We start from the raw sequence: 12,215 nt of genomic DNA, 5'->3' as shown, positions 1-12,215 counted from the left end.
TACACTATTTTTACGCCCGCCCGCTGCATTTTAACCCCTTCTTTATACGCCTCCGCGCAAGCTAAGCCATAAATCCAATCCTCTGGAGGTTCCTGTGAGCGTGGGCGTAATAACCGGCATTGTGCTGGTGGTGTTGTTACTGGGCTATCTGATCTATGCCCTGTTAAATGCGGAGGCCTTCTGATGGCGGCCAATGCTTTTTTACTCATCGCATTTTATCTGCTGCTGCTGATGGTGCTGGCGCAGCCGCTCGGACGGGGTCTGGCGTCGTTAGTGGCTGACAAGCCGGTGTTTGCCCGCCTGGAAGCGCCGCTGTGGCGACTGCTGGGCGCGCAACAATCGGACATGCGCTGGCCGCACTACCTGCTGGCGATTCTGCTGTTTAATGCGCTGGGTTTCGTGGTGCTGCTGGCAATATTGCTGATGCAGGGCGCGCTGCCGCTGAATCCGCAGCAGCTGCCTGGCCTGAGCTGGCATCTGGCGCTGAATACCGCCGTGAGCTTCGTCACCAACACCAACTGGCAATCCTACAGCGGCGAAAGCACCCTGAGCTATTTCAGTCAGATGGTGGGCCTGACGGTGCAGAATTTCCTCTCAGCCGCGACCGGTATCGCCGTGGCATTTGCGCTGATCCGTGGCTTTGCTAATCGCAGCTCTGCGACCCTGGGTAACGCCTGGCGCGACCTGACGCGCATCACGCTCTATGTCTTACTGCCGATCAGCCTGCTGATGGCGCTGTTCTTTGTCAGTCAGGGCAGTATCCAGAACTTCGCGCCTTATCACAGTTTCTCCACGCTGGAAGGCGTGCAGCAGACCCTGTCGATGGGACCGGTGGCGTCGCAGGAAGCGATCAAAATGCTGGGCACCAACGGTGGCGGCTTCTTTAACGCCAACTCCTCACATCCATTTGAAAACCCGACGGTGCTGACTAACCTGGTGCAGATGCTGAGCATCTTCCTGATCCCGGCGGCGCTCTGCTTCGCGTTTGGCGAAAGCGTGCGTGACCGTCGTCAGGGCCACATGCTGCTGTGGGCGATGACGCTGATGTTTGTGGCGGCGGTATCGGTCGTCATGTGGGCCGAACTGCAGGGCAACCCGCACTTCCTCCAGCTAGGGGCTGACAGCGCTATCAACATGGAAGGTAAAGAGACGCGCTTTGGCATTCTTAACAGCAGCCTGTTCGCGGTTATCACTACCGCCGCCTCCTGCGGTGCGGTGAATGCCATGCACGACTCCTTTACCGCGCTGGGCGGCATGGTACCGATGTGGCTGATGCAACTGGGCGAAGTGGTGTTTGGCGGTGTCGGTGCCGGTCTCTACGGCATGCTGCTGTTTGTGCTGCTGGCGGTGTTTATCGCCGGGCTGATGATTGGCCGTACCCCGGAATTCCTCGGTAAAAAAATCGATGTGTGGGAGATGAAGATGACCGCGCTGGCGATTCTGGTCACACCGGCGCTGGTGCTGATCGGTACTGCACTGGCGATGATGACCGACGCCGGACGCAGTTCCATGGCCAATCCCGGCATTCACGGCTTCAGCGAAGTGCTCTACGCGGTCTCCTCGGCGGCCAACAACAACGGCAGCGCCTTTGCCGGACTGAGTGCTAACACGCCGTTCTGGAACCTGCTACTGGCTGCCTGCATGCTGCTGGGCCGCTTCGGCATTATCATTCCGGTGATGGCGATTGCCGGAGCGATGGCGGTGAAAAAAGTGCAGCCGGTGGGTAACGGCACGCTGCCAACCCACGGTCCGCTATTTATCGGACTGCTGATCGGCACGGTGCTGCTGGTGGGTGCACTGACCTTTATTCCTGCTCTGGCGCTGGGCCCGGTGGCTGAGCATCTGCAACTTGTTCAGGGACAATCCTCATGAGTCGTCAACAACAGGCGTTATTTGACGCAGCATTGCTGCGTACCTCTGCCTGGGATGCAGTGAAAAAGCTCGATCCCCGGGTGCAGTTCCGTAACCCGGTGATGTTTGTGGTCTACCTCGGCAGCATTCTGACCTCGCTGCTGGCGCTGGCGATGCTGACCGGCCGGATCAGCGGCAGCGCCAGCTTTACCGGTGCGATTGCGGTCTGGCTCTGGTTCACCGTGCTGTTCGCCAACCTGGCGGAGGCGCTGGCAGAAGGGCGCAGTAAGGCCCAGGCCAGCAGCCTGAAAGGGGTGAAAAAGACCAGCTTTGCCAAAAAACTCTCAGCGGCGCGCTATGGCGCCGAGTGGCAGCAGGTCAGTGCCGATGAGCTGCGCAAAGGCGATGCCGTGCTGGTGGAAGCGGGCGACATCATCCCCTGCGACGGTGAAGTAATGGAGGGCGGTGCCTCGGTGGATGAGAGCGCCATTACCGGTGAGTCCGCACCGGTGATCCGCGAGTCGGGCGGTGACTTCGCCTCCGTCACCGGCGGGACCCGCATTCTCTCTGACTGGCTGGTGATCACCTGTAGCGCCAACCCGGGTGAAACCTTCCTTGACCGGATGATCGCCATGGTGGAAGGCGCGAAACGCCGTAAAACCCCGAATGAGATCGCTCTGACCATCCTGCTGGTGTCACTGACCATCGTGTTCCTGCTGGCGACCGTGACACTCTGGCCGTTCTCGGCATGGGGCGGAACGCCGGTCAGCATCACGGTGCTGGTGGCGCTGCTGGTCTGCCTGATCCCGACCACCATCGGCGGCTTACTGTCGGCGATTGGCGTGGCGGGGATGAGCCGGATGCTGGGTGCTAACGTCATTGCGACCAGCGGGCGTGCGGTAGAAGCCGCGGGCGATGTGGATGTGCTGATGCTGGACAAAACCGGCACCATCACGCTGGGTAACCGTCAGGCGACCCAGTTCCTGCCCGCGCCGGGCGTCAGTGAAGAGCAACTGGCCGACGCCGCACAGCTCGCCTCGCTGGCCGATGAGACGCCGGAAGGGCGCAGCATCGTGGTGCTGGCGAAACAGCGATTTAATCTGCGTGAGCGCGATCTCAGCAGCATGGGTGCCAGCTTTATTCCGTTCTCTGCGCAGACCCGCATGAGCGGCGTGAACGTGCAGGATCGACTGATCCGCAAAGGCGCGGTCGATGCGGTACGACGCCACATCGAAGCGAACCATGGCCGTTTCCCGGCCGAGGTCAATGCGCAGGTGGAAGAGGTGGCACGCAGTGGCGGCACGCCGCTGGTGGTGTCAGAGGGCGCGAACGTGCTGGGCGTGGTGGCGCTGAAAGATATCGTCAAAGGCGGCATCAAAGAGCGCTTTGCCGAACTGCGCAAAATGGGTATCAAAACGGTGATGATCACCGGCGATAACCCGCTGACGGCCGCAGCGATTGCAGCGGAAGCGGGCGTGGATGACTTCCTGTCAGAGGCCACGCCGGAAGCCAAGCTGGCGCTGATCCGCCAGTATCAGGCGGAAGGACGTTTAGTGGCGATGACCGGCGACGGCACCAACGATGCGCCAGCACTGGCGCAGGCGGATGTGGCGGTAGCGATGAACTCCGGTACCCAGGCGGCGAAAGAGGCGGGCAACATGGTCGATCTCGACTCGAACCCGACCAAGCTGCTTGAAGTGGTGCACATTGGTAAACAGATGCTGATGACGCGCGGTTCGCTGACCACCTTCAGTATCGCCAACGACGTGGCGAAATATTTCGCCATCATTCCGGCGGCGTTTGCGGCGACCTATCCGCAGCTCAACATGCTTAACGTGATGCACCTGCACTCGCCAGCCAGTGCGATTCTGTCGGCGGTGATCTTTAACGCTCTGGTGATTGTCTTCCTGATCCCGCTGGCCCTGAAAGGCGTCAGCTACCGCCCACTGAGCGCTGCTGCGCTGCTGCGCCGCAACCTGCTGATTTACGGTCTGGGTGGCCTGCTGGTGCCGTTTGTCGGCATCAAAGCGATCGATCTGCTGTTAGTGTTTTCAGGCATGGCCTGAGGAGAGAAAAATGAGTCAGTTACGTCCGGCAATTTTACTGTTGTTGCTGCTTACGCTTGTTACCGGCGTGGTTTATCCTTTGCTCACCACCGGTCTGGCGCAGTGGCTGTTTCCGTCCCAGTCCAGCGGCTCGCTGCTGGAGGAGGATGGCGTGGCGCGCGGATCGGCGCTGATTGGCCAGAACTTTACCCAGCCCAACTATTTCTGGGGCCGCCCTTCAGCCAGTGGCGATAAACCTTATAATCCGCTGGCCTCAGGGGGCAGCAATCTGGCCGCCAGCAACCCGGCGCTGGACAAAGCGGTAGCCGATCGCGTCGCTGCGCTGCGGGCCGCCAATCCGCAGGCACCGGCCGCCGTCCCGGTTGAACTGGTCACCGCCTCAGCCAGCGGGCTGGATCCGGATATTTCGCCACAGGCCGCCCTTTGGCAGGCCCCGCGTATCGCCGCCAGCCGCCAGTTGCCGTTGCCGCAGGTCGAGGCGCTGATTGATAAGATGACGCATCGTCCGCTGCTGCCATTCCTCGGCACACCGACCCTCAACGTGTTGCAGCTGAATATGGCGCTCAACGAACTGTAATGGTGTTAAGAGCCTGGCCCATTAGGCTATTTTATTTGTCAGTCTGAACCTGGGCAGTGCTCACACAGGCTGCTTTAGCAACCTGAACGCCCGTCAGGGCGGCCCTGAAGGGGCGAGCGCAGCGACTCATCCTCACGTACTACGTGTACTACGGATTGTTCCGCGCTGTCCGTGTCCAGACTGTTTGCAACAATTACGCCTACTGGCATAGGCTCTAAGGAAGCGATGAACCACGAACCCCAGCGTCCCGATCCCGACGCGCTGCTGCAGGCTAACCGCGAGACTCATCGCGGGCAGCTGAAAATTTACTTTGGTGCCTGTGCTGGCGTGGGTAAAACCTATGCCATGCTGCAGGAGGCACAGCGGCTGCGTGCGCAGGGTCTGGATGTCTTAATCGGCGTGGTAGAGACCCATGACCGGCCGGAAACCGCGCAGCTGCTGACAGGGTTAACTCTGCTGCCGCGTCGCGCAACCGGCCGCTCGCGTCATGCAGAGTTTGATCTTGATGCCGCGCTGGCTCGCCATCCGGCGGTGATCCTGATGGATGAGCTGGCGCACACCAACGTGCAGGGCTCGCGCCATCCCAAGCGCTGGCAGGATATTGAGGAGCTGCTGGAAGCGGGCATCGATGTACTGACCACTGTCAACGTACAGCATCTTGAGAGCCTCAACGATGTGGTGGGCGGCGTCACCGGCATTCAGGTGCGCGAAACCGTGCCCGATCCCTTTTTCGACAGCGCCGACGAAGTGGTGCTGGTCGATCTGCCGCCCGACGATCTGCGGCAGCGGCTGAAAGAGGGCAAAGTCTACATTGGCGACCGCGCGGAACGCGCTATCGAAAACTTTTTCCGCAAAGGTAACCTGTTCGCCCTGCGTGAGCTGGCCCTGCGTCGCACCGCCGATCGGGTGGATGATCAGATGCGCGCCTGGCGCGATCAGCAGGGACGGGAGCGCGTCTGGCACACCCGCGACGCCATTCTGCTCTGCATTGGCGACGACAGCGGCAGTGAAAAGCTGGTGCGCACCGCCGCCCGACTGGCGGCACGGCTCGGCAGTGAATGGCACGCGGTCTATGTCGAAACACCCCGGCTGCACCGGCTGCCGGAAGCGCGGCGACGGGCGATTCTGCGCACATTACAGCTGGCGCAGGAGCTGGGCGCGGAAACCGCGACCCTCTCTGAGCCGGATGAAGCCGAAGCGGTACTGGGCTACGCCCGCGCGCACAATCTGGGCAAAATTGTCACGGGTCGTCGCCCGCTGCGTCGCTGGCGGCGTGACAGTTTTGCCGAACGGCTCGGCCAGCTGGGGCCGGATCTCGACCTGCTGGTGGTGGCGCTGGATGAGCCGCTGAAGGATGCGCCGCATCCGCTGCCGGATGGCCGCGTCACCAGCGAAAAATGGCGTATTCAGCTGCGCGGCGTAATGATGGCGCTGGTGCTCTGTATCCTTGTAACCGCCGCCGGGCAGTCGGTACTGATCGGTTTCGATCCCGCCAACTGCGTAATGATCTATCTGCTGGCGGTAGTGATCGTGGCGCTGCGCTATGGTCGCTGGCCATCGGTGATCGCCACGGTGATGAATATCGTCGCCTTTGACCTCTTCTTTGTTGCCCCCACCGGCACGGTGGCGGTCTCCGATCTGCAATATCTGGTCACCTTTGGCGTGATGCTGGCGGTGGGCGTAATCGTCGGCAATCTCACGGCAGGCGTGCGTTATCAGGCGCGGGTGGCGCGCTACCGTGAGCAGCGGGCGCGCCAGCTCTATGAGATGGCGAAATCGCTGGGCAGTGCGTTAACGCCGCAGGATATTGCCGCCACCAGCCAGCGGGTGCTGGATGCCACGTTACAGGCGCGCTGCCTGCTGCTGCTGCCGGATGAGCAGGGCGAACTGCAACCGGTGGGCGATGCGTTACCAGCCAGCGAGCCGGATCGCGCGATTGCTAAATGGAGTTACAGCAAAGGCCAGCCTGCGGGTGCGGGCACCGATACCTTACCGGCGGTGCCTTATCAGATCCTGCCGCTGAAAAGTGGCGCGCACTGCCGGGGTTTGCTGGTGGTGGAGCCGCAGAACCTCCGTCAACTGATGATCCCCGAGCAGCAGCGGCTGGTGGAAACCTTTACGGTGCTGATTGCTAACGCACTGGAGCGGATGGCGCTGTCGCATAGCGAGGCGGCGTCCCGGCTCTCGGCGGAGCGTGAACAGCTGCGCAATGCGCTGCTGTCGGCGCTGTCTCACGACCTGCGCACCCCACTGACCGTGCTGTTTGGTCAGGCGGAAATGCTGATGCTCGACCTGGCCAGCGACAACTCAAAATATGTGCCGCAGGCGAGTCAGATCCGCGAGCAGACGCTGAGCACCATCCGGCTGGTGAGCAACATGCTGGATATGGCGCGCATTCAGTCGGGCGGCCTCAACCTGCGTGAGGAGTGGCTGGCGCTGGAAGAGGTGGTCGGTGGGGCGCTGAGCAGCATGGCACCGTCGCTGAAAGGGCATGAGGTCCGGCTCGATCTGCCGGACGACATCGTGCTGATCAAAGGCGACAGCACGCTGCTGGAGCGGGTCTTCACCAACCTGATTGAGAACAGCCTGAAGTATGCCGGTAACAGCGCACCACGCGGCATTCGCGCCTGGCGTGCGGCATCACGGCTGGAGATCTCGGTCTGGGATAGCGGACCGGGCATTGCCGAAGACGATTTAAGCCGGATATTCGATAAATTCTGGCGGGGCGACAAAGAGTCGGCGGTGCCGGGCGTCGGGCTGGGTCTGGCAATCTGTAAAACCATTATCGAGAGCCACGGCGGTCAGATCTGGGCAGAGAACAGGGCCGAAGGCGGCGCGGCATTTCGTCTCTCGCTGCCACTGCCGCCGGTCCCTGAAATTTCTGACGAAGGGCTGAAATAACTTCACAGTTGATCGGTTATACTTCCGGACCTGTTTGATTATTCGTGGGATTGTATGGAACGTTTTACCGAAAACCTGATGTATGCATCGCGCTGGTTGCTGGCCCCGGTTTACATTGGACTTTCGCTGGGATTGCTGGCGCTGACCATTAAATTTTTCCAGGAAATTTTCCACCTGCTGCCCAACATTTTCAGCATTGCGGAAAACGATCTGATCCTGCTGCTGCTGTCGCTGGTGGATATGACGCTGGTTGGCGGCCTGCTGGTGATGGTGATGCTGTCGGGTTATGAGAACTTCATCTCTAAGCTCGATATCGACGAAGATAAAGAGAAGCTGAGCTGGCTGGGCAAGATGGACTCCGGCTCGCTGAAAAACAAAGTCGCCGCCTCCATTGTCGCCATCTCCTCGATTCACCTGCTGCGGGTGTTTATGGAAGCGCGCAACGTCGAAAACGACAAGCTGATGTGGTACGTGATTATCCACCTGACCTTTGTGCTCTCCGCCTTTGTGATGGGCTGGCTGGATCAGATGTCGCGCAGCGATAAAAAACCGAAGTAACCTCTCTGGCGGCCCGCTGAGGCGGGCGCCTGCTTTACCCTTTCCGCTCTGTTCTCCCTGAACGACCCGCTGGCTGTGAGGCCGGACGCGTGCCCGCCAGCTGCGGCATCACCTCTTTGATCATGGCAAAAAAGTGTTGCAGCCTGGCCGGGTAGTAACTCGCCCAGGGATAGGTCAGCCACACCGGCAGCGGCGGTGCCTGCCATGCGGGCATCAGCTGAACCAGGCTGCCATCCGCCAGATCTTCCTGCACTGCCCATGACGAGACAATCGCGGCTCCCATCCCAGCCAGTGCCGCTTTGCGCACCGCATATAAACTGTCGCTGCTCAGCCGGGGCGTAATCGCCAGGTTTACCGGCTGGCCGTCGTCAATCTTCTGCAACGCCACTTCGTTACGGTAAAAACTGGTCAGTGCCAGCCACGGCAGATCGCGCAGCTGTTCAACCCGCTCTATCGGCGGCTGCTGCGCCAGCAGGTGCGGGGCGGCCACCACAATACGCGGCACTTCTGCCAGCAGTATCGCCACCACCGAAGGATCGGTTGGCGCGCCGACCTGAATGGCACAGTCCACATTCTCCGCCATAAAGTCGGGCGTGCGGTCATTCAGCATCCACTCAATATTGAGCCGGGGATAACGGTGCAGATAGTCCACCAGCGGGGCGATCAGCTGATCCTGACCAAAGGCGTGTGGGGCGCGAACCCGCAGCGTACCGACCGGGTCATCGCTGGCCCCGGTCAGCTCATCCTCCAGCGCATGCCAGGTCGCCAGCAGCTGTCGCGCCTGGGCGTAGCAGCGCTCGCCATCATCGGTAAGCTTCAGCGCATGGGTGGTACGCAGGATAAGCTTGAGGCCCAGCCGCTGCTCCAGGCTCTGCAATCGGCGGCTGACGGTGGGTTGTGTCGTGCCGAGCTGCGCGGCGGCGGCGGATAAGCTGCCGCTTTCGACAATACGGATAAAAGTCTGCATCAGTTCGATGCGATCGCTGCTGTTTGGGTTATTCATACGCACCACGCATAACGGTTTTGCCTGATATCAGTCTACCGCGTATAACCGCAATGCGCTTTAATGGCAGGACGAAATGATGAGGATTACAGCATGTCAGCCATACAGACCCAGACCCAAAATGAACCGCTCTCTGCGCCGCTGGTGTTTACCCTGGCCGCCGGTGCCGGACTCAGCGTCGCGTCGATCTACTACAGCCAGCCGATGCTGGATATCATCAGCAAGCAGTTTAACGCCGGTATTGGCGCGGTCGGCATGGTGCCGATGCTGACCCAGGCGGGCTATGCGCTGGGTATTCTGCTGCTGGCTCCGCTGGGCGATCGCCATGACCGGCGCACCATTATCTTTATCAAAGGCTTAATGCTGGTGGCGGCGCTGCTGCTGTGTGGTTTTTCCGGTGGACTCAGCGCGCTGCTGATTGCCAGTTTTATCACCGGCCTGACCGCCACCGTGGCGCAGGATATTGTGCCCGCTTCGGCGGCGCTGGCCCCGGAACGCAGCCGGGGTAAAACAGTCGGCACGGTGATGACCGGGCTGCTGGTTGGGATCCTGCTGTCGCGGGTGGTCAGCGGAGTGGTGGCGGAGTATTTCGGCTGGCGCACCATGTACATGATCGCCGCACTGGCGGTGCTGCTGATTACGCTGACGCTGTGGCGGGTACTGCCGCGTTTCGCGCCAGGCACCTCGGTGAGCTATCCGCGCCTGTTGCTGTCGCTGGTGCACCTGTGGCGTCACCATCAGACGCTACGTCGTGCCGCACTGGCTCAGGGACTGCTGTCAGTGGGTTTTAGCGCCTTCTGGTCGACGCTGGCGTTAATGCTCAGCGACCGCTTTCATCTGGACAGTGCCGTGGCCGGGGCGTTTGGTTTAGCCGGTGCGGCGGGTGCCATGGCGGCACCGCTGGCGGGCAGTTTTGCTGACCGCATCGGTCCGGCAAGGGTCACGCAGGCTGGCGCCGCGCTGGTAACGATCTCCTTTGCGCTGATGTTTCTGCTGCCGCTGCTGCCGATGCCGGCCCAGATGGCGCTGATTGTCCTCTGTACCATCGGCTTCGATTTAGGGGTGCAGGCCACGCTGGTGGCCCATCAGACGCTGGTCTATGGCCTGGCGCCGGAAGCGCGCAGTCGCCTGAATGCGCTGCTGTTTACCGTGGTGTTTATCGGTATGGCCACCGGTGCGGCGCTGGGAAGTCTGGCGCTGGCACACTGGGGCTGGAATGGCGTGGTTGCGCTCTCGACCTTAGCCGGTGCAGCCGCGCTGGCGGTCCGCTTCGCCAGTCGTCACCTGAAAAACTGACACCTCGCCCGTCAAAAAATGTGCCAGGCTTATTCATAAACCCGAAATAATCTGGAGTGTTATGAACTTTTTAGCCTGGACAGCAGCGACGGGCGGCCTCCTGCTGCTGATGTCGCTGGCTTCCGGTTGGATTCACCGGGGGCCAGTTACCTCATTTGGTCTGTTCCTTATCGCGGGCATGCTGTGCGGCCCGTGGGGATTTGATGTTATCCATATCGATATCGTCACCCATTCCGAAGCCGTGGCGCACATCACTGAAATCACCATGGCTGCCTCGCTGTTCATCACCGGCCTCAAGCTGCGTCAGCCGCTGCAAAACAACTGCTGGCAAACCGGGCTGAAACTGGCTTTTCCTGCCATGCTGCTGACCGTGGCCGCGATGACCCTGCTGTCGCACTTCCTTGTGGGATTAGACTGGCCGATTGCGCTGGCGTTTGGTGCCATTGTCGCGCCGACCGATCCGGTGCTGGCGAGCTTAATCTCGGTCAACGATGCGCAGGATGATGACTCGCTGCGCGTGGCGATCTCCAGTGAAGCGGGCATGAATGATGGTTCCGCGCTGCCGCTGCTGATGCTGGCGCTGCTGCTGTTTAATGGCGAAAGCCTGAACGTGGCAATGCTGGGGCACTGGGGTGCGGTAGAGGTGCTCTGGGCAATTGGCGGCGGTCTGATCATCGGTTTCGTGCTGGGGCAGTTAATTGGCCTGCTGGCGACCCGACTGCGCAATGCTAATGGCGACGTGGCGCCCAATGATTTCCTGGCGCTGGCGCTGATTGCGCTGAGTTATTCACTGGTGGAGTGGCTGGGTGCCTCCGGCTTCCTGGCTGCCTTCGCCGCCGGGCTGGGATTACGCCGTGCTGAGATGGGCGTGTTCCGTCGCCATCAGCCGGACGATCTCTCTGACGACGAGCGCGTGCTGCCCTCTGAAGCACTGGTGAACCCTAACAAACGCCTGGCGCATCAGGGCGACAACAATATGGTGAAGTCGATCGGGTTTGTAGTAGGCGACGCCCTCTCTTTTGGCGATACTATTGAACGTTTACTGGCGGCTGGCATGATGGTGGTGCTGGGCGTCACGCTGGCGCAGCACTGGAACATCTACGGCGTGCTGATCGGCCTGGTGCTGTTTGTGGTGGTGCGGCCACTGGCCGTCTGGCTGGTGACGCTGCGCGCCGGGCTGCCGCTGGGGCAGCGTTTGCTGATTGGCTGGCTGGGCATCCGCGGCATTGGCAGCCTGAACTACATCGCCTATGCCTGGACGCACGGCATGCAAGGCCCGCAGATGGAAATTATGACCAATATGGCGCTAACGCTGGTGGTCTGCAGCGTGGTGGTCCACGGCACCACCGTGTCACCATTGCTGAACTGGCGTCAGAAACGCCTTGAAGCCCTTCAGCGTAAGGTTTAACCCGAACTAACAGGAGTTAAGAATGAAAGTAACTCAGATAGTGCTGCTGAGCATGCTCGCCACCGGCAGTGCGCTGGCGGCGGACGAGGCTGACACTGAGCAGAATGTCTATGCCAGTCAGCTGTGCCACATTGTCAGCGGCGAGAAAAAGGTCGCCAGCGCGGATCAGTATGTCGAACAGATGAAATCGACCGTGGCGCGCAGTCAGTCGCCGTCGGCGATGAATCAGCCCGAGTTTGATGAAGAGTCCGCGCGTGAAGTGGCCAGTGCCTGGCTGCAGCTGGGTGATGATGAGCGTGCCAAACTGCGCGTCAACGAACAGCAGTGTGAGCAGGCCGTGATGGCGCAGTTCCAGCAGGAAGATTAACCGCATCGGATTAAATAAAAACGCGCCTGCCGGGCTAATGCCAGCCAGTTAAGCGACAGGTGATAACGCAGTCTGGTGCCGGGCAGGGGCTGGCGGTCCTCGCGGCGCTACGCGGTTCCTTCACTTCATTCGCCTGCCTGACGGACCGCCGGGGATGGCACATCCTGTGCCGCCCCGCCTTTCGCCCG

Annotated in this window: 10 protein-coding genes; 9 read left to right on the top strand and 1 reads right to left on the bottom strand. The window is 60.9% G+C overall.

Going from position 1 to position 12,215, the window contains the following annotated elements; all coding sequences use genetic code 11:
* The first annotated feature begins 94 nt into the window (after positions 1–94).
* From kdpF to EPG66_RS21745, 6 genes are all read left to right on the top strand, one after another.
* Positions 95–184 carry a K(+)-transporting ATPase subunit F gene (gene kdpF, locus EPG66_RS21770; RefSeq protein WP_010253443.1) on the top strand — a complete coding sequence of 30 codons (90 nt, stop codon included), beginning with the start codon at positions 95–97 and terminating at the stop codon, positions 182–184.
* Positions 184–1,872 carry a potassium-transporting ATPase subunit KdpA gene (gene kdpA, locus EPG66_RS21765; RefSeq protein WP_182688092.1) on the top strand — a complete coding sequence of 563 codons (1,689 nt, stop codon included), beginning with the start codon at positions 184–186 and terminating at the stop codon, positions 1,870–1,872. Before kdpF ends, kdpA begins: the two co-directional genes overlap by 1 nt.
* Positions 1,869–3,917, top strand: coding sequence for a potassium-transporting ATPase subunit KdpB (gene kdpB, locus EPG66_RS21760; RefSeq protein ID WP_010671495.1), 2,049 nt, complete (start codon positions 1,869–1,871; stop codon positions 3,915–3,917). Before kdpA ends, kdpB begins: the two co-directional genes overlap by 4 nt.
* Before the next feature lie 10 nt (positions 3,918–3,927).
* On the top strand, positions 3,928–4,494 hold the full coding sequence (kdpC, locus tag EPG66_RS21755; RefSeq protein WP_010253435.1) for a potassium-transporting ATPase subunit KdpC: 567 nt from the start codon (positions 3,928–3,930) through the stop codon (positions 4,492–4,494).
* Between the two features lie 225 nt (positions 4,495–4,719).
* Positions 4,720–7,395 carry a two-component system sensor histidine kinase KdpD gene (gene kdpD, locus EPG66_RS21750; protein WP_010671497.1) on the top strand — a complete coding sequence of 892 codons (2,676 nt, stop codon included), beginning with the start codon at positions 4,720–4,722 and terminating at the stop codon, positions 7,393–7,395.
* A gap of 54 nt (positions 7,396–7,449) precedes the next feature.
* The gene (locus EPG66_RS21745; RefSeq protein ID WP_010253431.1) at positions 7,450–7,953 is read left to right on the top strand and encodes a TIGR00645 family protein; all 504 of its coding nucleotides are present in this window, start codon (positions 7,450–7,452) and stop codon (positions 7,951–7,953) included.
* 34 nt (positions 7,954–7,987) lie between these two features.
* Here EPG66_RS21745 and EPG66_RS21740 read toward each other — a convergent pair whose 3' ends face one another.
* Positions 7,988–8,956 carry a LysR family transcriptional regulator gene (locus EPG66_RS21740; protein ID WP_182688090.1) on the bottom strand — a complete coding sequence of 323 codons (969 nt, stop codon included), beginning with the start codon at positions 8,954–8,956 and terminating at the stop codon, positions 7,988–7,990.
* A 93-nt stretch (positions 8,957–9,049) separates the two neighbouring features.
* Between EPG66_RS21740 and EPG66_RS21735 the strand changes: the two genes are divergently transcribed.
* From EPG66_RS21735 to EPG66_RS21725, 3 genes are all read left to right on the top strand, one after another.
* Positions 9,050–10,252, top strand: coding sequence for an MFS transporter (locus tag EPG66_RS21735; protein WP_182688088.1), 1,203 nt, complete (start codon positions 9,050–9,052; stop codon positions 10,250–10,252).
* A gap of 61 nt (positions 10,253–10,313) precedes the next feature.
* Positions 10,314–11,660 carry a cation:proton antiporter gene (locus EPG66_RS21730; RefSeq protein WP_031593058.1) on the top strand — a complete coding sequence of 449 codons (1,347 nt, stop codon included), beginning with the start codon at positions 10,314–10,316 and terminating at the stop codon, positions 11,658–11,660.
* 22 nt (positions 11,661–11,682) lie between these two features.
* A complete protein-coding gene (locus EPG66_RS21725; RefSeq protein WP_033759122.1) occupies positions 11,683–12,027 on the top strand; it encodes a hypothetical protein in 345 nt (114 codons plus the stop codon).
* Positions 12,028–12,215 lie beyond the last annotated feature (188 nt).

The organism is Pantoea pleuroti, from assembly GCF_014156615.1.
Taxonomy (GTDB): domain Bacteria; phylum Pseudomonadota; class Gammaproteobacteria; order Enterobacterales; family Enterobacteriaceae; genus Pantoea; species Pantoea agglomerans.
Note: the sequence above shows the minus strand (reverse complement) of the source record. Positions and strands in the feature narration are given on the sequence as shown.

Bases quoted from the DNA above. Each gene is read 5' to 3' on its own strand.
- kdpA (WP_182688092.1), top strand. From the start codon at position 184: ATGGCGGCCAATGCTTTTTTACTCATCGCATTTTATCTGCTGCTGCTG.
- kdpB (WP_010671495.1), top strand. From the start codon at position 1,869: ATGAGTCGTCAACAACAGGCGTTATTTGACGCAGCATTGCTGCGTACC.
- kdpC (WP_010253435.1), top strand. From the start codon at position 3,928: ATGAGTCAGTTACGTCCGGCAATTTTACTGTTGTTGCTGCTTACGCTT.
- kdpD (WP_010671497.1), top strand. From the start codon at position 4,720: ATGAACCACGAACCCCAGCGTCCCGATCCCGACGCGCTGCTGCAGGCT.
- EPG66_RS21745 (WP_010253431.1), top strand. From the start codon at position 7,450: ATGGAACGTTTTACCGAAAACCTGATGTATGCATCGCGCTGGTTGCTG.
- EPG66_RS21740 (WP_182688090.1), bottom strand. From the start codon at position 8,956: ATGAATAACCCAAACAGCAGCGATCGCATCGAACTGATGCAGACTTTT.
- EPG66_RS21735 (WP_182688088.1), top strand. From the start codon at position 9,050: ATGTCAGCCATACAGACCCAGACCCAAAATGAACCGCTCTCTGCGCCG.
- EPG66_RS21730 (WP_031593058.1), top strand. From the start codon at position 10,314: ATGAACTTTTTAGCCTGGACAGCAGCGACGGGCGGCCTCCTGCTGCTG.
- EPG66_RS21725 (WP_033759122.1), top strand. From the start codon at position 11,683: ATGAAAGTAACTCAGATAGTGCTGCTGAGCATGCTCGCCACCGGCAGT.